Below are 18,715 nucleotides of genomic sequence, written 5' to 3'. Positions count from 1 at the left end.
CTTCTGCGCGTTACTTCTTGTCGGGACGCTTCTTGCGCTTCGCCTTGGGCGGTTTAGAGGTCGCCTTCGAGGCGCTCGCGCCGTGCGGCTTGTCGTCGGCAGTTGCATGACCGGCCATCGCAGCCGGTGACGGAGTCGTCGCATCGACCTGCGTGCCGCCCGCCTTCGGAGCGCCCGCCTTCGCCGCAGCCACCGCCATGGCGTTCGGGTTCGCGAACTCGAAGCGGCCCACCTGCGTGCCGTACTTCTTCTGCAGCTTCGCGTAGCGCGGCTCGCGCGTCTTCCACATGGCGTACAGCGGCGTGGCCACCGCCACCGACGAGTACGAGCCGCAGACAAGGCCGATGGCCATGGCGAACGCGAAGTCCTTCAGCGTCTCGCCGCCGAAGAACAGCATGGCCAGCACCGGAATGAGCGAGGTGAGCGTGGTGTTGATGGTGCGCACGAGCACCTGGTTGATGGAGTGGTTCGCCATCGTCATGAACGTGCACTTGATGTCGTCGCCCTGCATGTTGTCGTTGATGCGGTGGAACACCACCACCGTGTCGTAGAGCGAGTAACCCAATATGGTGAGCAGCGCGGCTATGGTGTTCGGGTTCACTTCGCGGCCCACCAACGCGTAGATGCCCATGACCAGAATCAGGTCGTGCAGCAGCGCCACGATGGCCGTGATGCCCATCTTGTAGTCGAACCGGATGGCGATGTAGATGATGATGAGCACGATAGACACAAGGAACGCGATAAGCGACGACTGGATGACGCTCGCGCCCCAGTCGGGCCCGATGGTGGTGACCTCGAAGCTGTCCGTGGACAGGCCCAAACCGTCGGCCACCTGGTTCGCGCGCGCCGTGGCGTCCTCGGCGCTCGTGGTGGTGGTGCGCACGAGGAAGCCCTCCTGGCCGTCGGCGTTCGTCGTCTGGATGACGGCGTCGGGCTCGCCGGCCTGGTCGAAGGCGGTGCGCAGCTGCTCGGTGGTCACGTCGCCCGTGCCGTGGAAGGAGATGGACGTGCCGCCCACGAACTCAATGCCGAAGTTAAGGCCCTTGAAGCCCACGACGGCGAACGACGCGCACACCAGCACCGCCGCCACGGCGAGGAAGATGCGGCGGTACCCCAGGAAGTTGATATCGTGCTTGATGAAGCGCCCGCGCGGCTTGCGCGCGGCTTGCGCGGCCTCTTCGCCGGCCGCACCGGAACGCTTCTCGGCCAAACGCTCGCTCGCGGCGGCGTCCATGGCCTCGCCGGCCTCGGCCGCGGCCGTGCTCGTGCCCTCGGCCAGGGCCAGCGCCTCGTAGTCCTTGGCGGCGGCCTCGGCGTCCTTCACACCCCAGAAACCGGGGTGCTTCGCGATGACCTTCGGCGCAAGCAGGCGGATGAGCGGAGCCTTGAACAGCAGCATCATGACGATGTCGCACACAATGCCCAGCGCGAGCGTCAGGCCGAAGCCCTTGACCGAGGCGCTGGCCAGGAAGAACAGCGACAATGCCGAAACCAAGGTCACGAGGTCGGCGTCCACCGAGGTGACGATGGCGTGGCGCACGCCCGTGATGGACGCGGCGCGCACGCTGCGGCCCATGCGAATCTCCTCGCGGAAGCGCTCCATGGTGAGGATGGACGAGTCGGCCGCCATGCCGATGGTGAGCACGACGCCCGCGATGCCCGCAAGCGACAGGCTGAATAGGCCGAAAGCGGAGAGCGTGGCCAGGATGCCCAGATACAGCACGGCGAAGATGGCCATGGCCGCCGCCGTGATAAGCCCCAAGCCTCGGTAGAAGAACAGCAGGTACAGCATGACCACGGCCAAGCCGATGAGCGCCACCAGCACGCCGGACGCCAGCGCGTCCTGGCCGAGCGTCGGGCCCACCACCTGGCTCTGCGCGTACTCGAAGCTCACGGGCAGCGAACCGCTTTCCAGCACGGTCTGCAGCGACTTGGCGTCGTCGAGCGAGTAGTTGCCTGTGATGGACACGTCGCCGTTTAGAATCTCGTCGTTCACGGCGGGCGCCGACTGCACCTCGCCGTCCAGGATGATGACGATCTTGCCCCTCGTGGGCGCGAGCTCTTTCGTGGCCTCGGCGAACGCGGCGGTGCCTTCGCCGTCCAGCTTCACGTTCACCGCGTAGTCGGTCGATGTCTGCTTGGCCTGGCCTACGGACACGTTCGTGATGTTGCTGCCGGTGACGAGCGGGGTGTACGTGCCGCTCTCAACCTTCAGGTGCTCGGTCTTGCCCGAAGGCAGCGAGTTGCCCAGCTCGTCGGTGACGGTGGCCTCGTTGCCGAACTGGCCGTTCTCGATCTTCGTCTTCACGTCGCTGTCGGTGAACGAGTCGAGGCGCGCGAACTCGAGCTTGCCGGTCTTGCCGATGGTGTTGAGCGCGTCCTCGGTGTTGGTGAGGCCGGGTATCTGCACGAGGATCTGGTCGTTGCCCTGCACCTGCACCACGGCCTCCGAGGCGCCCAGCGCGTTCACGCGGCTCTCGATGATGGCGCGGCTCTTCTCCATGTCGTCGGCGGACACGGCGGCCCCGTCGGCACCCTTCGCCGTGAGAACCACCGACAAGCCGCCTTGGATGTCCAGGCCCTGGTTGATCTTCTCCTGCGGAGGCGCGAACATGAATATCGATCCCACCACGAGCAGGGTCGTGACAATAAGGAGCCAGACGTTGCGCCGGTCGGTTGTGCGGCCGGGCTTCTTCTTCGGTTTCTGGGCTGTCGCCATGGAGGTTCTCCTCGTTCGATTCAGTGTCTTGCGCGTGCGCAGCATGCCCCGCGACACGTCAACTGTCCTATTGTGCCACAAATCCCGACCAGCGAACACCACTTGTCATCAAATTATACTTGACTGCGAACATTTCAAGTCGCATCTACCTACCGGCATCCATCGGACGGGCCGTCCTTGCGGGACGCCTAGTAGTCCTGCGCCGCCGGGCTCGCCATCCATTCCCGGTAGAACTCCTCGTAGGCGCCGGCCAGCACGGCCTCGCGCGCGCGGCGCATGAGGTCGATGAGGTAGTGCAGGTTGTGGATGGACAGCAGGATGCCGCCCAGCATCTCGTTTTGCTTCACCAGGTGGCGGATGTAGGCGCGGCTGTGGTTCTGGCACGTCGGGCACGTGCACGCGGGGTCGAGCGGGCCGAAGTCGCGCGTGAACTTCGCGTTGCGCATGTTCATGCGACCGGTGGAGCTGAACGCCGTGCCCATGCGGGCCGTGCGGGTGGGCAGCACGCAGTCGAACATGTCCACGCCCTCGCGCACCGCGCGCACGAGCGTGGTGGGGTTGCCCACGCCCATGAGGTAGCGCGGACGGTCCTCCGGCAGCGCGCGGGCCACCTGGCCCAGCGTCTCGAACATCACGTCGTGCTCCTCGCCCACCGAGTAGCCGCCGATGCCGAAGCCGCCGAAGCGCCGCCCGCCCGCGGCCAGGCTCTCTTCCTCCACCTCGCGCAGCCGACGCACGCTCTCCAGGCGCAGGTCCAGCTCCATGCCGCCCTGCACGATGCCGAAGAGCGTCTGGTCGGGGCGCTTGTGCGCGGCCAGGCAGCGGCGCGCCCAGTTGGCCGACAGGCCCACGGCGCGCGCCACGAAGGCGCGCTCGGCCGGGTACGGCGTGCACTGGTCCAGCTGCATGGCGATGTCGGCGCCCAGCTGCTCCTGGATGGCCATGTTGCTCTCGGGCGTCCAGCGCACCTTCGTGCCGTCGTAGATGGAGCGGAACGTGAGGCCCTCGTCGTCCAGCTTGAGCGTGTCGGCCAGGCTGAACACCTGGAAGCCGCCCGAGTCGGTGAGCATGGGGCCGTCGTAGTTCATGAAGCGGTGCACCCCTCCCGCCTCGGCCACCACGTCGGCACCGGGGCGCAGCGACAGGTGGTACGTGTTCGCCAGCACCACCTGGCTGTTCAGATCGCGCAGCTGGCCCGTGGTGACGCCCTTCACCGTGGCGCTCGTGCCCACCGGCATGAACATGGGCGTGTGGAAGGAGCCGTGCGCCGTCTCGTAGGTGAGCGCGCGGGCATGCCCGCTGCGCGCGTCGCAGACGCAGTCGAACAGGGCCACGTCAGCCCCTCGCTTCGCCGGCGTCATCGCCCAGCGCGGCACGCGCGGCGATGCGGGAGGCCTCGTCCGCGTCGAGGCCGTCGGCGGCGTCGGCCGCCAGAACCGCCTCGCGCGCCTCGGCGGACACGGTGCCCGCCTCGATGCCGGTCGCTGGGCTTGCGCAAGGAGGCAGTGTTTCCACCCAAGCGGCGAACTCTTCCATGGATCCGTGCTTCACGGACGCCAGGTCGAAGCCCTCCGTCGGATCCAGCAGGTGGTCCGTGACGAGGAACGCGTCGACGCCCAGGCCGCAGGCCGCCAGGTCCTCCACGGTGTTGTTGCCCACCATGAGCACGTCGGCGCCGCGCAGACCGCAGGCGGCCAGGTTCTCGGCGTAGTAGGCCAGCTTCGGCTTCACCGAGGTGGAGTTCTCGAACGAGGTCAGGCGAGAGAACCGCGCCGGATCGACGCCGGCCCAGCTCAAACGCCACTCCACCGCGCGATGCGGGAACATGGGCATGGTGGCCAGCACGAGCGGATAGCCCTTCGCAGCCAGCGTCCCGATGGCGCGTGCGCAGGCGGGGTTCGCCTCCACCCCCTTGCCGATGGCGCCGAAATCGTGCTCGTAGAACTCGTTCAGCAGCGGCGTCCACGCCTCCTCGCCGCCTTCGACGTGCTGGAAGAACGCCTCCCAGTACGCCTCGGCGTTCGTGCGGCCGTCGTCATGGGACGCCATGGCCCCGATGCCCGCCTTGAAGCCGGCCGAGAACGCCTGCGCATCGAGCCCCTGCTCCGCCACGTAGCGCCCGATAGCCTTGAAGTACGTGCCTAGGAACTCCTCTATCTCCATGGGCAGCAGCGTGCCGTCCAAATCGAAGAACACGGCGCGGTAGGCGCGGGCGCCGCCTTCGTCAGCCGACATGGGAGCGTTCGAAGCCGCCCATGCGTTCCACGTGTCCAGCATATCCTCCGCGTCGGCAGGGGCGGAGGATGCCTCGTTGCGTTCGTCCATTGCGTTGTTTCCTTCGGTCGAAGATGCCCGTCTCTCAACGTGGTAGTATAAACGACGCGACGAAGGAGCGTGCGAACCCGATGAAATTGTTACTTCACGCCTGTTGCGGACCGTGCTCGCTCGAGCCGACGCGCATCCTGCGCGCGGCGGGCCACGATCTGACGATAGCTTATTTGAACTCGAACATCTCACCGGCGGCCGAGTACGTCCGCCGCCGGGACACGCTGTGCGCCTGGGCCGCGGGCGAGCGCATTCCCGTGATCGAAGGCGCCTGGGAGCCCGAAGCCTGGGAGGCCGCGGCCGGACGCGTGGGCAAGGCCGCGCTCGCCGCTGCGGGCGGCGACGTGCTGCGCTGCGCGATGGAAACGTCCTTGCGCGAGCCCCGCTGCCGCGCCTGCTACCGCCTGCGCTTCGAGGAGGCTGCGCGCCTTGCTGCCGAACAGGGCTTCGACGCCGTGGGCACCACGCTGTCGGTGAGCCCCTACCAGTTCACCGACGTCATCCGCGAAGAGCTGGAGCGCGCCGCCGCGCAAGCGGGCGTGAACGCCCTGTTCGAGGATTACCGCCCCTTCTACGACGAGGCCACGCGCAGAAGCCGCGAGGCGGGTATGTACCGCCAGAACTTCTGCGGCTGCCGCTTCTCCGAAGCCGAAGCCGCCGCCGAGCGCGCCGAGCGCAAGCGCCAGCGCGCCGCCGAGCGGGAGGCCGAGGCTGCCGCGCACGCCGAAGAGCGTGCCGCCGAGGAAGCCGCCCGCACCGCAAAGAAAGCCGAGCGGGCAGCCTACGCCGAGAAGCAGGCCCGCAAGCGTGCAGCGCTCAAGGCCCTGCGAGACCAGCAGCGCGAGCAATAGGGCGAACCGCCCCAATCAGGCGCCCCGCCCCGGCTTTTGGCACAAAAATCACCGACGCCCCCACAAACTCGAGGCCAAAGCGCCCCAACGGGAGTACGTCATCCATCCGAGTCGGCTATTTTCCCAGGTCGCACGTTTTGGGAGCAGGCCACATGCGCCAAGAGATTCGGGAGCATGGGGGGAATCTGTCAAAAATGCACCGCAGCGGGGTCACCGCCTCGTTGAACGCTCAAGCCGATTTCGATAAGGCTGAGGCATGCCGTTTGGAACGACGGACCGTAACGTTTTACCACGCGTTCGCCATCGGCAGCTTAGGCTGAGAAGCTTGCATTACTCTTGCATTACAAGTATACTTGCAAGTATGTTATTAAACGAACGAGGGAGGAGCCATGCCGCAGCTTTCTTTGTACTTGGACGATCCTACGATGGAGAGCCTGCGCGCCAACGCCGCGCGTGAGGACAAAACGCTCTCGAAGTTCGTGGCGGGCGTGCTGCGCGACCATGCGGAGAGCAACCTGTGGCCGCAGGGGTTTTTCAACTTGTACGGGGCCTGCGACGACGACACCTTCGTCGAACCGCCGGAGATTCCCTGGGAACTCGACGCGCCTCGGAAATGGCTGTAGGTGAAGGCCGTGTATCTTCTCGACTCCAATATCTGCATCGATTTCATGCGCGGAGAACTCCCCTACGCTTACGACATGATGCGCAACAGCAGTCCGAAGCTCTTCAAAATCCCCGCTATCGTGGAAGGCGAATTGAGGCTCGGCATCGAAAAAAGCAAGCGGCCGGAAAAAACCCGTTGGCTCGTCGATGAATTCACGCTGCCGTTCGAAGTGGTGCCGTTCGATTCGAAATGCGCGCACGTCTACGCGCGCATACGCGGAGAGCTTGAAATGGCAGGAAAGAAGATCGGGCCGAACGACCTCATCATCGCCGCCACCGCGGTGGCCAACAACGCAGTGCTCGTCACGAACAACGTGGACGAGTTCAAGCGCGTGCCGGGGCTTTCGCTGGAATGCTGGTACGAGATGGAATGGCACGAATAGGAACCAGTGTCACTCGCCCGCCCCAACGCCTATAATAGGTGGCTCGACAACCCGCGATACGAACCGCACAAAGGACACGCACGCATGAAAACCTCCGACTTCGACTACGACCTTCCCCCCGAGCTCATCGCCCAGGAGCCCGCCGCCGAGCGCGACGGGTGCCGCCTCTTGGTCATGGACCGCACAACCGGCGCGCTGGAGGACCGCATCTTCCGCGACATCGCCGACTACCTGCGCCCGGGCGATCTGCTGGTGGCGAACGAGACGCGCGTCATGCCCGCGCGCCTGCTGGGCGCGAAGCGCGGCACGGGCGGTGCGGCCGAAGTGTTCCTGCTGCGCCAGCACGGCACGCCCACCGAGAACCGCAGCGCGCTGTGGGAAGTGCTCGTGCGCCCCGGCAAGCGCCTCAAGCCCAATACCGGCGCCGTGGTGGACTTCACGGACGCCGTGGGCAACGTGGCGCTGTCGGCCGAGATCGTGGACTGGCTGGAAGATGCCCAGAAAGGCGAGCGCCTGGCGCGCCTCACCACGCCCCTGCCCTCGCTCGACGAGGCGCTGCACGCCGTGGGCCACACGCCGCTTCCGCCCTACATCAAAGGCTACGCCGGCGACGAGGAGCTGTACCAGACGGTGTACTCCCGCCGCGAGAGCTCGGCGGCCGCGCCCACGGCCGGCCTGCACTTCACGCCCCAGCTCATCGAGCGCCTGCGCGCGCAGGGCGTGCGCTGGGAAACCGTCGAGCTGGAAGTGGGCCTGGACACGTTCCGCATCGTGGACGAGGACGACCCCGAGCAGCACGCCATCCACACCGAGCTCTACACGGTGCCCGAGCGCACGGCGGCCGCGATAGCGGAGACACGCAAGCGCGGCGGCCGCGTGGTGGCCGTGGGCACCACGAGCGTGCGCAGCCTGGAGAGCGCCTGGGACGCCGAGGCCGGAGCCGTCACGCCGCGCGAGCGCGAGGCCACGTCGCTCTACCTGCTGCCGGGATCGGAGTTCCACGTGGTGGACGCGCTCGTCACGAACTTCCACGTGCCGCGCTCCACGCTCATGATGCTGGTGAGCGCATTCTCGTCGCGCGAGCGCATCATGGCCGCCTACCGACACGCCATCGACGAGCGCTACCGCCTGCTCTCGTTCGGCGACGCCATGCTCATCGTCTAGCGCGCCTTCCGATCAAGATAGCCCACCACGAACTCGGCCCAGCTGTAGTTCGCCAGGTACTCGCCCGTGTAGGCGTTCACCGCCGAGGCGTCGCCCGCGAGGAAGCGGTAGTAGTCGCAATCGATGGCGTCCACGTCCACGGACAGGCTGTTGTAGTTCTTCACCACCACGTGCTCGGCGCCCACGGCCCGCAGGGCCTTCATCATGGCGGCGATGATCGTCTGCATCTGGCGCTGCACGGACAGCGTGTAGGGACGGTCCTCGAACAGCACCGACGCCAGCTCGCGCACGGCGCAGCTGCTGCCGCGCTTGTGCACGAGGTAGGCCATGAGCTCTTTGGCCTTGCTGCGCGAGAACGTCACCGGGCGCCCGTCGCAGAGCACCTCGAAGTTGCCGAACGTCTTGACGGCCACGCGCGAGCAGGCGGGCAGCTGCAGCGCGGCGCGCAGGTTCTCCAGTTCGCAGGCCACATCTTCCGACGACACGGGCTTCAACACGTAACCCGACGCGTGCAAGGAGAACGCCTCCACCGCGTACTGCGAGTAGGCGGTGGCGAACACGATGCCCGTGCGCGCGTCCACGTCCTTCAGGCGACGCGCGAGCTCGATGCCGCCGATCGAACCGGTTTCCACATCGAGGAACGCCGCGTCGAAGGGCTCCGCCCGCGCGGCTTCGAGCGCCTCGTCGGGATCGAGGCAGCACACCACTTCCGCCGACGGAGCCGCTTCGCGAACGGCCTTCTCGAGGGCGTGCAGCGCGGGCCGCTCGTCGTCGACCGCGAGTATCCTCATAGCCCGCCCCCTTCGCTTTCCAGCGTCTTTGGCCCTTCCCTCGGCACGAACACCGTCACCGTCGCGCCCTCGCCGGGCGCGCTTCGCACCTCAAGCGCGCCTCCGCACATGCGGTCCAGGCGGTCGCGCACGCTCGTCAGGCCCACGTGCGATCGTCCGTCGCCTTCGCACGGCGCGCTCGCGTCGAAACCCACCCCGTCGTCGGCCACGCTCACCGCGAAGCCGCCGGGCACCTCGCACGTCGAGAGGCGCACCGTGCCGCCTTCCCTACGCTTTGTCACGCCGTGGCGCACCGCGTTCTCCACAAGCGGCTGCACCGTGAGCGCCGGCATCGAGAACGCCGTCGTGCGCACGTCCTCGTCCCAACGCAGACGGTCGCCGAAGCGGCGCTGTTCCAACGCCACGTACGTGCGCACGTGCTCGAGCTCCTGCGCGAAGGGAACGGGCTCGGCCTGCGAGAGCGCGTCCATGTTCGCCCGCAGGTACGCGGAGAACTCGCGAATGGCCCTCTGCGCCTCGCGCGCGTCCACATCCACGAGGTCGTGGATGACGGTGAGCACATTGTACAGGAAGTGGGGCTGGATCTGGCTGATCATAAGGTCGGTGCGGCTTCGCTCGAGCGCCAGCCGCTGCTCCTGGAACGCGTGCGCCTGCTCCATCTGCACGCCCAGGTACAACAGCACCGTGGCGAGCGTGACCGCCAAGTACGTTAGCATGATGCCGCCAGCGAACAGCTGCGCCGCATAGGCGACCAGGATGACACCCAAGCTGGTGACCAGCACGCCGAGCGCATAGGGCTCCAAGCTCTTGCGGCTGCGCACGACGCAGATCACGCCCACCGTCAAGAACGCCACCATGACGCCCTCGGAAAGCACGGCCCACAGATCGGTCTCGAGGTAGACGTTGTTCGCGTCAAACGAGTAGAAGACGGGAACGAACGCGTTGAACGCCACCAGAGCCGCCATGACGGCTGCGGCCCCCCAGCCGACCCACGCCAAAAACGGCGGCACGCGCCGATCGCGCTCCGCCAGATACGAGGCGACGTACTGGGCGAGCACGGCGAGCTGCGCGTAATCGAGCAGGAACGTGGCGAGCACCGCCGCCCGCATGACCGCTCCCGCGAAAGGGTCGGAATCGCCCTCGACGAGCCAGGCTGCGGCGTCGAAGAGCTGCGAGCCGGCACCGCACAGAAACGCCGCCAACAACAGCAGGTGCAACCGGCCGCCTCGCCGGCGTATCACGAGCAGGCACACAGCTAGCACAAGCGACAACACGCCGCCGAACGCCTCGAGCTCGACGTTGATGTAGCTGATCGCGCCCAGCGCCATCCGCACCCGCTTTCCCCGGTTCCGCCAACGCTCGATTATAGCAGACGGGGCCAATGCGCCGTCGGTCGAGCATCGGAGGGGAGACGACGCAGCGGAAACGACACCGAAAGCGAGACGCACCGCTTCTCCGGTCCCCTTGACAAAAAAATGGCCCCGCACTGCGGGGCCATTTCGGCATGTTCGTTGTGAATTGCGCTTACGCCTTCGTCACGTTGCTAGCCTGGAGCTTGCCATTCTGACCAGTCGTCACGTCGAACTGGACTGCCTGGCCTTCGTCGAGGGTCTTGAAGCCGTCCATCTTGATCTCAGAGAAGTGGACGAAGAGATCTTCGCCATCGTTCTGAGAGATGAAACCATAGCCTTTTTCGGGGTTGAACCACTTCACGGTACCTTCTGCCATTTTAAATCCTCTTTCCTCTCCTTGACCCTTCAAGGAGGCAACACTGCATGCTGCATGGCGGCAGCACTCGCCCTCACCTCGAGAGCACAAGACCACTATACGCTATCCAAAGACGAAAAGGGTCGGGATTCGCGGTTTAGCCGATTTTTTACCGTTTCGTTAGGTTGGGCGAATTCGAACCACGCACCGGATCGGCGCGATGCCTAGCGGGCCGAGCGCTGGGGCTCGGAACCCGCGGAAGCTTGCGCGCGCGGCCGCTCGGACGACCCGCCCTTGATGCCTTTGAGCGGCACGCCCGACTTCAGCAAGGCCGCCCAGCCGACGCCCGCCGCCGCCATGGACGCCACGATGAGCGCGCCGATGCCGAACACGTAGCTCGGCCACGGCAGCACCGCGAGCAGCATTCCCGCACTGCCGATGGCGGTATGGGTGAAGTTGATGAGCGACGACGCCGCGCCGGTGTCCCCTTCCTGCTGGGACAGCAGGATGTTCGTGCTGTAGGGGCGCACGCAGGCTTCCGTGAGGGCGAACACGAGGAACGTGACGCAGAACAGCACGGGCGAAAGCTCGCCCACCGCGAGCATGGCCACGCCCGAAAGCAGCGCAACGGCCAGAAGGATGCCGGTGAAGCGGCGCGCGCTCATGTACTTGGACGCCTTGAGCCAGATGAAGGGGCCGGCGGCGGTCAGCAGCGCGGCCACGGCGAAGAACGCGCTGTACTCGAGCTCGCTCAACCCGAAGAACGATATGTACACGTAGGAACCCACGGCGATGTAGGCCATGAACGGCAGGTTGTACAGCCCCACGATGGCGAGGAACGAGGAGAAGCCCTTGTTGCGCGCCACGGCGCCCAGCTGGCCGACGCTGCCGAGCACGGTGCCGCGGTAGCGCTCCTCTTGCGAGAGCGTCTCGTCGAACAGAACCGCGAGCGCGCAGCAGAACACACCCACGGCACCCAGGGCGCAAAACGTCATGCGCCAGTCGAACACCTGCAGGATGAGCGCGCCCAGCACCGGGGACAGCACCGGGCCCACCACGAACATAACCTGCACGACGGACAGGATAGCCTCGCGCTTCTCGGCTTTGAAGGCGTCTTTCACCACGGCGGTTGAAACGGCGCTCGCGGCGCCCGCGCCCAAAGCCTGCACGATGCGAAACGCGATGAGCATCTCGATGTTGAGAGCGAGTGCGCACAGCCCACTGGCGGACGTGTACACCACCACGCCGGCCAACAGCACGGGACGGCGGCCGTAGCGGTCGCTCAGGGGACCGAACACCAGCAGGCCCACGGCGAAGAACAAGAAGTAGCCCACGAGCGTGAGGTTCACGGCACCGGCGGTGGCGCTGAAATGCTCCGTCATGTGGGGCACGGCGGGAGTGTACATGTCGAGGGAGAGAGGCGTCACCAAGCTCGCAGTGACCAAAAGGACGACGAGCCCCACCGGTCCGAGCTTGCTTTGAGGTCGGACAAGCCATTGCTGCATATTCTTTTTCATTGCTAGATTCCTTCTAGGTTCCGAAGGCGACCCGAAACGGGATTACGAGGCGATTACTCTAACGCAATGAAATCGAACGGCGTCGCAATCCGCCGATCACCATATAGTCACCATCATCTAACAAAACGAGCGGCCCGAGCAGTTGCGATCCAAGCTTGAAGCCTCGGCGAAGGCGCGCTGGGGCAGGCCGCGCTCATCGCGCAGCTCTTTGATCCCATCCTCGTTTCTCGCATTCGGCCGTTAAGCCGAAAACCGCACGGTCCTTTTCCGGCTGCGCCGATGGACGGACCGCCGGAGAGGGGCGCGAACGCGCGCCAAGGCGGTTTGGTGCGGAAACGAGCGTCCGAAACGCACGAAAATCACCGCTGTGAAGCCTATCCTCCAAACAACGGGCACGCGCGCGTTTCGCGAGCTGGGGAAACGTTCGCGACATGCGAGACGGAGGCGTGCGAGAACCCTTCGAGGGCGCCCCAGGGCCGCCGATCCGCTTCACAGCGGTGATTTTCGTGCGTTTCGGGAGCAGTCCACCGCATCAAGCCTCCGTCGACGAGCGGCGATCTTTGGATAGCGACCGACGGCGACCTGGCGTCGCACGGTTCCGGACGAGTCCGTGCCAACTCTGGTTGAACGGCGGATCCCGCACGATCATTCGATTGGCGAGAGTTTTCGCTCCAGGCCCTTGCGGGGTCGCCGCCCAAAACGCGCGTTACGACGACCGTCGGACGTCGAAGACCGCCGGTGCGGCCACCGGGCGTCAAGACCGCTGGCGTGGTCACCGGGCGTCGAAACCGTCAACGTCGTCGGCGCCCGCGAGCTGCTGGCACCGCTCGAGCGCCTGCGCGTAGGCGCGGCGGTACGCCTCCACCTCTTCTTCCAAGGTCGACAGCGCCTCGTCGTCCATGAGGGCGGCGCGCGCTTCGGACGCGTCGGCGAACGATCCCTCCTCGAGCGCCTGCGCCAGGGCCGCCTCGGCGTTCTTCGCGGGACCGACGCGGAAGCCCTTGAGCGCCCCGGCGTGCAACGCGGCGCGGCGCCGCTCGTCGACGAGCGCGTCGTCGCCGCCGCGCTGCGCCTGCGCGAACGCCTCGCGAGCCGCGCGCTCGCGCGCCTCCGCCTCGTCGAGCAGGACCCGCGCCGTGCGAAGCTCGCCTTCGAGCCGCACGATCGTCTGCGCTTGTCGCGCGCGGGCCAGCGCCTCCCCCCGCTTTTGCATGGCGGGAAGCTTGTCGTAGAGGTCCTGCAGCAGGGAGAGCGCCTCCTCGGCGTCGACGTCCTGCTGCGTGTCGGGTGTGCGGTCGTTCATGCGTCCTTCTTTCGCCACCGCGCCCAAAGGAGCCCGCGAACGGTTGCCGCGAGCCCCTTTGGGCGGAAGGGGGGGGGATACGGTTAGGGCCTCAAGAGCCTAGATCTCTTGGTACACGCCCGCCAGCTGCTCGCCCAGGCACTTGCCCTCGATGAGGCAGCGGCCGTGGCTGTTGCCCTGCACGTTGATGGGATAGTCGTAGGCGTAGATGTCGCCGGCGCAGTTGCCGATGGCGTACAGGCCCTCGACCGGCTTGTCCTCGGCGTCCAGCACCTCGAAGTTGTCGGAGATGTGAATGCCGCCGCACACGCCCAACAGGCCCGGCGCCACCATGCAGGCTGTGAAGGGGCCCTGCTTGATGGGATAGAGGAAGTGGCTCTCCTTGTAGAAGTCCGTGTCCTCGCCCTGCTCGCACATCTTGTTGTAGCGCTCGACCGACGCGAGGAACTCGTCCTTGTCCACGTCGAGCATGCCGGCCAGCTCCTCCAGCGTGTCGGCGCGCTTGTAGTAGTCGGGAACCTTCTCCAGGCCGCTTTCCACGGTCTTCGTGTGCGAGTCCACGGCCACCTGGTAGTCGGTGCCGTAGGGGCGGAAGCTGTCCCAGAACATGCCGCCGCCGTACTGCAGGCTGTCCAGCAGGTCCGTCTGCCAGTTGGCGTCGAACACTGACCACGCGTGGTCGGAGCCGCCGTTCACCATGACGCCCACGCACTTGCCCTGCACCCACGTGGCCTCGTTCATGAAGCGCTTGCCGTCCGGGTTCACGAACATGAAGGGGCCGTGGAACGTGGCGGCCGCCTGCGGGTGCATCATCGTGGGCCACGGACCGTCCTGGAACGCGCCGCCGGCCCATGCGGCCATGTTGTGGCCGTCGCCCACGTTGCCCTGGTCGGAGCACAGACGCGTCATGACCTTCTTCGCGATGGGGGCGTACTCGTCAAGGTACTCGTCGTTGTAGCTCACGTCGCCCGTGGCCAGCACCACGCCCTTGGGGGCGTTGTACTGCACGTAGTCGCCGTCCTTGTTCTGGCAGATGGCGCCCGTGACCTTGCCGGAGTCGTCCTGTACGAGCTGCACGGCCGGCATCTCGTACACGAACTCGGCGCCGTTGGCCTTGGCCTCGCTCTCGAACAGGTACTCCACGAAGTCGGCCATGGTGTGCTGCTCGAATATCTCGCCGCCGGATATCATGTGGTAGCAGTCGATCTCGGGGTGCACCACCGAGCGCGAGCCCACCGTGACCATGCACTTGGCGCCGTTCTTCTCGGCCAGGTCGAGGAACCAGTTCATGCAGCGCTCGGATTCGCGGAACCACTTGGCCACGAGCGACTCGCGGCAGCGGTTGCCGCACGTGGAAACCCAGCGCTCCATCTCCACGGCCTTGTCGAAGCTGATGCCCAGCTTGTCCAGCTCGCGCGAGGCGATGGCGCCCGTGCCGCCCACGCCGTGGCCGTTGAGCATGGCGTCCTTCTCCACCAGTACGACCTTCGCGCCGTTCTCGGCCGCGTTGAGCGCGCAGCACGTGCCCGAGTAGCCGCCGCCGATGACCAGCACCTCGGTGTCCACCGTTTCCTTGATCTTGTCGGCCGGGATGGGGTCGGGCTTGACCTCCCACGTGTGCTTGCCGGCCGCGTCGCCGGTGCCGGCCGCCTTGGCGTCGGCCGAGCCGGCCTCCTTCGGACCGCAGCCGATCATGCCGAGCGCGGCCACGCTGGCAGCGCTGATGGCGGCTCCCTTGAGCAGGTTGCGGCGCGAGATTCCCCTTGTCGATTCTCCCATGGTTCCCTCCTTGGTTCGCTGTTGCTTGCTTGCGGTTCGGTCCCGCATTGCACGCAGCTTACCGCGCATCGAGGGTCGCGCGGTATCCCGCAATTCATGTAGTTTTGCCGTTTAGCCTGGTGACGCGAACATCCTGAAAAGGAATCACCCGCTTTGCGGGGTGCGCCGCGATGCCGGAGGAAGCCGTCAGTCGAACAGGTCGATGAGCTCTTGGCGGGAGTGGATGTCCGCCTTGCGGTAGATGCTCTTCATGTGGTCGCGCGCCGTGTTCTCGGAGATGTAGAGCTTGCGCGCGATGGCGGGCACGTTGTTGCCGCGCAGCACGAGGCCCACCACTTCGCGCTCGCGGGGGCTGAAGGGCTCGGCCAGCCCCAGCGCGTCCATGCGCCGGTCGAGCAGCGCCGCGATGTCGGCGGCCCCCTGCGAGGGGCCGGCTGGCTCCCCCGGTGCCGAGGGGGCGGACTCGACGCAAGTCTCCGCGTCCGCGCTCCGAACCGTCGACTCCGCGCCGAGCGGCGGCTCGTTCGGCGCGGCGCCCGGCGCGTCGTGCCGGGCGCCCACCACAGCCACGTCGTGCGCCGCCTCCGCCGCGCGCTCGCGGCCCCGTCCGCCTTTGCGGGTGAACGCCACCAAGAAAAGCACGAGCGACAGCGCGTACACGCACACGAACAGGATGTTCACCGCCATGGCGAAGTCGTACGTCGCGAGCGGGCTCAGCCCCGTGCCCACGACGTCGCCGGCCAGCATGGCCGCGAGCGTGGGGCCCACGCACAGGGCGTACACCTGGGTCGAGGGCAGGGAGCGCTCGCTTGCGTACACGGCGCATGTCACGATGAGCAGCAGGTTCACGATCTCGAAGCCGAACAGGAGCATGCCCGCCGCGAGCGGAGCGAACTCCAAGCCCAGCAGCGTCGGCAGCAGGAAAACGCCGGTGATGAGCGGGAACAATATCTGGTAGACGCGCAGCACCGCGAAGCCCGTCTCCGAGAACAGCTCTATGAGCACCACCACGGCCACCGCCAGGGCCATGCCCGCCAACGCCGGCGCGGACGACGCGCCTCCCGGAACGGCGAACAGATGCGAGACGAGCTTCCAGATGAACCCGATGGCGCACGTGCAGAACACCGGCTTCCACAGCGCCCGCACCGTTCCTCCGGCGAGCTTCGCCGTCATGCGGGGCATGGGGTCGGCGGGCACGATCTCGCGCAGGCACCGGCGCAGCGAGATGGCGGCGGCGACGGGCAGGACGACGACGGCGCACGCCGCGCGCGCCGGATCGGGCAGCAGCGACACCAGCAGGCTGAGCGCGACGGACAGAAGCGCCGACAGCGGGATGTAGATGGCCGTGCGCGACGCGCCCTCCGACGCGAAGAACTGCTGCCACAGCACGTAGGAGAAGCCCAAGGCCAAGCCGACGAGGACACCGGCGGCGAGAGAGCCCGTCGAAACGTCGAGCACGCCGCCGACCGTCAGGTAGTAGACGCAGGATCCGGCCGCCAGCAGAACGCCCATGCCAACGGCGAACCGCGGGGGGAACGGCGAACGACGACGTTCGTAGAGCACGGCGACGGCGATGGCCGCAAGGGCGCAGGCCTGGTCGCTCAGGCCGAACAGGCGCTGGCCCGCGAATGCCCGGTCTCCCGATGACAGGCCGGCAAACGTGATGGCCCACACGAACGCGAAGCCCAAGTGGTACCACCGCAGCGATTGCAGCAGCGTTTTCGCCTTGCTGACGGACAAATGGATTCCCTCCCCGAAATCATCTCCCGGAAGCATAGTAGCGCACATCGCCCGAAGGGTGAAGCGCGCGGCGAACGTTTCAGGGAGCGGTCAGCGCCGCGCGTCGGCATCCCGCCCGAAGCCCGGATCGTCGTCGGCTGCGACAGAGCCGGGTCCGACGGGCCCGTCTGCGGAGGCGATGTCGATGATGGCCTCCTCGGCGCCCTCGAACTCGTCCAACAGCCCGGGCATGTCGGCGGGGTCGTCGGGAAGGTCGAGCCCGTAGGCGTCGCCCAGCGAGCGCGCCTGTGCGAGGCGCAGGTCGGCGAGGGAGTCCTCGCCCGCCTCGCGCAGGTACAGCGACACCAGCATTAGGCTGCGCGCCACGTACTCGATGACGCGCGGGTCGGTGCCCGAAACCTGCAGGATGGACGCCATGGACTCCGGAGCCAGGGACAGCAGCGTGCCGCCGTCTATGTCGGTGGCCTCGCCCACGGCGTCCTCCAGCATGTCGGCCGCGGCCTTCGGATCGCGATCGTCCCGAGCCCTGATCCAACTGCGCCGCAGTATCTCCGCGAACTGCAGCAGTATGCGCATGAGGTAGTCCTGTTCCAGCATGTTCCGACTCCTGTCTCTTCCGTGCGCTTGTCGCACGGGGCGTTCGTCTTCAGGCTGACGGGGCTTGCATGCCCAAGTGCTCGTAGGCCCGGGGCGTTGCCTGGCGGCCCTTCGGCGTGCGCACCATAAGGCCCTGCTGCATGAGGAACGGCTCGTAGACGTCCTCGAGCGAGTCGGGGTCTTCCGACAGGGCCGAGGCGAGCGTCGTGAGCCCCACGGGGCGGCCGCCGAACTGCACGGTCAGAAGCTCGAGGATGCGGTTGTCCACGGCGTCCAACCCGAGCGCGTCGACCTCGAAGAAGCTCAGGGCCTGCGCGGCCACGTCTTCGTCGATCGTGCCGTCCCCGCGCACCTGCGCCCAGTCGCGCACGCGTTTGAGCAGGCGGTTCGCCAAACGCGGGGTGCCGCGGCTGCGGCGCGCTATCTCCAAGGCGCCGTCCTCGGCGATGTCGATGCCCAAGATGGAGGCCGAGCGCCGCACGATGGAGGCCAGCTCTTCGGGCGTGTAGTACGCCAGACGGAACGAGATGCCGAAGCGGTCGCGCAAGGGCCCGGTGAGCAGGCCCGTGCGGGTGGTGGCCCCCACGAGCGTGAAGTGCGGCAGATCGAGCCGGATGGAGCGGGCGGCCGGACCCTTCCCCACCACGATGTCGAGCGCGAAGTCCTCGAGCGCGGGGTAGAGCACCTCCTCCACCATGCGGTTCAGGCGATGGATCTCGTCGATGAACAGCACGTCGCCCTCTTCGAGGTTCGTGAGGATGGCGGCCAGGTCGCCCGTGCGCTCGATGGCGGGGCCGCTCGTGGTGCGGATGCTCGCGCCCAACTCGTTGGCCACCACGGTGGCGAGCGTCGTCTTGCCCAAGCCGGGAGGGCCCGAGAACAGTATGTGGTCGACCACGTCGCCGCGCGCCCGGGCCGCCTCGATGAGGATGGCGAGCGACTCCTTCACCTTCGTCTGGCCCAGGTAGTCGCCCAGGCGTTTCGGGCGCAGGCTTCGGTCGAGCGCGAGGTCGTCTTCCGTGAGCTCGGCGGCCACGGCGCGCGGCCGCGCGGCCGCAGCGTCCGCGCCGTCGGCCACGTATCCCAAGCCCTCTATCTCTATGTCGCTGCGTTCCATAGCCGCCTATCCTCGCATGCCGCCGTCGCCTACCACGGTACCACAGGTTCCCGCGCGCA

At 66.9% G+C, this 18,715-nt stretch carries 16 protein-coding genes; 4 read left to right on the top strand and 12 right to left on the bottom strand.

Features of this window, described 5'->3' with window-relative positions:
• Positions 1-10: 10 nt before the first annotated feature.
• The 3 genes from secD to HCH03_RS14655 form a co-directional block, all read right to left on the bottom strand.
• Positions 11-2,719 (bottom strand): protein translocase subunit SecD, encoded by a 2,709-nt coding sequence (gene secD, locus HCH03_RS14665; RefSeq protein WP_221690088.1) that lies wholly within the window; start codon positions 2,717-2,719, stop codon positions 11-13.
• 188 nt (positions 2,720-2,907) lie between these two features.
• Positions 2,908-4,053 carry a tRNA guanosine(34) transglycosylase Tgt gene (tgt, locus tag HCH03_RS14660; protein WP_221690087.1) on the bottom strand — a complete coding sequence of 382 codons (1,146 nt, stop codon included), beginning with the start codon at positions 4,051-4,053 and terminating at the stop codon, positions 2,908-2,910.
• A gap of 1 nt (position 4,054) precedes the next feature.
• Positions 4,055-5,044 (bottom strand): HAD family hydrolase, encoded by a 990-nt coding sequence (locus HCH03_RS14655; RefSeq protein WP_246600062.1) that lies wholly within the window; start codon positions 5,042-5,044, stop codon positions 4,055-4,057.
• An 80-nt stretch (positions 5,045-5,124) separates the two neighbouring features.
• Between HCH03_RS14655 and HCH03_RS14650 the strand changes: the two genes are divergently transcribed.
• The 4 genes from HCH03_RS14650 to queA all read left to right on the top strand — a co-directional run bounded on the left by HCH03_RS14650 (position 5,125) and on the right by queA (position 8,105).
• Positions 5,125-5,895 (top strand): epoxyqueuosine reductase QueH, encoded by a 771-nt coding sequence (locus tag HCH03_RS14650; RefSeq protein ID WP_221690086.1) that lies wholly within the window; start codon positions 5,125-5,127, stop codon positions 5,893-5,895.
• A gap of 389 nt (positions 5,896-6,284) precedes the next feature.
• Positions 6,285-6,518: an antitoxin gene (locus HCH03_RS14645; protein WP_080144821.1), complete on the top strand. Its 234-nt coding sequence runs from the start codon at positions 6,285-6,287 to the stop codon at positions 6,516-6,518.
• A gap of 9 nt (positions 6,519-6,527) precedes the next feature.
• The gene (locus HCH03_RS14640) at positions 6,528-6,941 is read left to right on the top strand and encodes a type II toxin-antitoxin system VapC family toxin (protein WP_185904927.1); all 414 of its coding nucleotides are present in this window, start codon (positions 6,528-6,530) and stop codon (positions 6,939-6,941) included.
• Positions 6,942-7,025: 84 nt separating this feature from the next.
• Complete coding sequence (gene queA, locus HCH03_RS14635; protein ID WP_221690085.1) at positions 7,026-8,105, top strand: tRNA preQ1(34) S-adenosylmethionine ribosyltransferase-isomerase QueA; 1,080 nt, start codon at positions 7,026-7,028, stop codon at positions 8,103-8,105.
• On the opposite strand, the gene HCH03_RS14630 is transcribed toward queA, so the two are convergent.
• The 9 genes from HCH03_RS14630 to ruvB all read right to left on the bottom strand — a co-directional run bounded on the left by HCH03_RS14630 (position 8,102) and on the right by ruvB (position 18,656).
• Positions 8,102-8,896, bottom strand: a complete 795-nt coding sequence (locus HCH03_RS14630; RefSeq protein WP_221690084.1) for a response regulator — start codon at positions 8,894-8,896, stop codon at positions 8,102-8,104. The genes queA and HCH03_RS14630 overlap by 4 nt on opposite strands.
• On the bottom strand, positions 8,893-10,224 hold the full coding sequence (locus tag HCH03_RS14625) for a sensor histidine kinase (protein WP_221690083.1): 1,332 nt from the start codon (positions 10,222-10,224) through the stop codon (positions 8,893-8,895). Before HCH03_RS14625 ends, HCH03_RS14630 begins: the two co-directional genes overlap by 4 nt.
• A gap of 196 nt (positions 10,225-10,420) precedes the next feature.
• Positions 10,421-10,624, bottom strand: coding sequence for a cold-shock protein (locus tag HCH03_RS14620; protein WP_015539962.1), 204 nt, complete (start codon positions 10,622-10,624; stop codon positions 10,421-10,423).
• A 203-nt stretch (positions 10,625-10,827) separates the two neighbouring features.
• Positions 10,828-12,120, bottom strand: a complete 1,293-nt coding sequence (locus HCH03_RS14615) for a Bcr/CflA family efflux MFS transporter (RefSeq protein WP_221690082.1) — start codon at positions 12,118-12,120, stop codon at positions 10,828-10,830.
• A 772-nt stretch (positions 12,121-12,892) separates the two neighbouring features.
• Positions 12,893-13,423, bottom strand: a complete 531-nt coding sequence (locus tag HCH03_RS14610) for a hypothetical protein (protein WP_221690081.1) — start codon at positions 13,421-13,423, stop codon at positions 12,893-12,895.
• Between the two features lie 99 nt (positions 13,424-13,522).
• A complete protein-coding gene (locus HCH03_RS14605) occupies positions 13,523-15,202 on the bottom strand; it encodes an FAD-dependent oxidoreductase (RefSeq protein WP_221690080.1) in 1,680 nt (559 codons plus the stop codon).
• Between the two features lie 186 nt (positions 15,203-15,388).
• The gene (locus tag HCH03_RS14600) at positions 15,389-16,942 is read right to left on the bottom strand and encodes a helix-turn-helix transcriptional regulator (RefSeq protein WP_221690079.1); all 1,554 of its coding nucleotides are present in this window, start codon (positions 16,940-16,942) and stop codon (positions 15,389-15,391) included.
• 90 nt (positions 16,943-17,032) lie between these two features.
• Positions 17,033-17,539 carry a hypothetical protein gene (locus HCH03_RS14595; protein ID WP_221690078.1) on the bottom strand — a complete coding sequence of 169 codons (507 nt, stop codon included), beginning with the start codon at positions 17,537-17,539 and terminating at the stop codon, positions 17,033-17,035.
• A gap of 49 nt (positions 17,540-17,588) precedes the next feature.
• The gene (ruvB, locus tag HCH03_RS14590) at positions 17,589-18,656 is read right to left on the bottom strand and encodes a Holliday junction branch migration DNA helicase RuvB (RefSeq protein ID WP_080144811.1); all 1,068 of its coding nucleotides are present in this window, start codon (positions 18,654-18,656) and stop codon (positions 17,589-17,591) included.
• Positions 18,657-18,715 lie beyond the last annotated feature (59 nt).

The organism is Gordonibacter massiliensis (ex Traore et al. 2017) (assembly GCF_019731765.1).
GTDB classification, from domain to species: domain Bacteria; phylum Actinomycetota; class Coriobacteriia; order Coriobacteriales; family Eggerthellaceae; genus Gordonibacter; species Gordonibacter massiliensis.
Note: the sequence above shows the minus strand (reverse complement) of the source record. Positions and strands in the feature narration are given on the sequence as shown.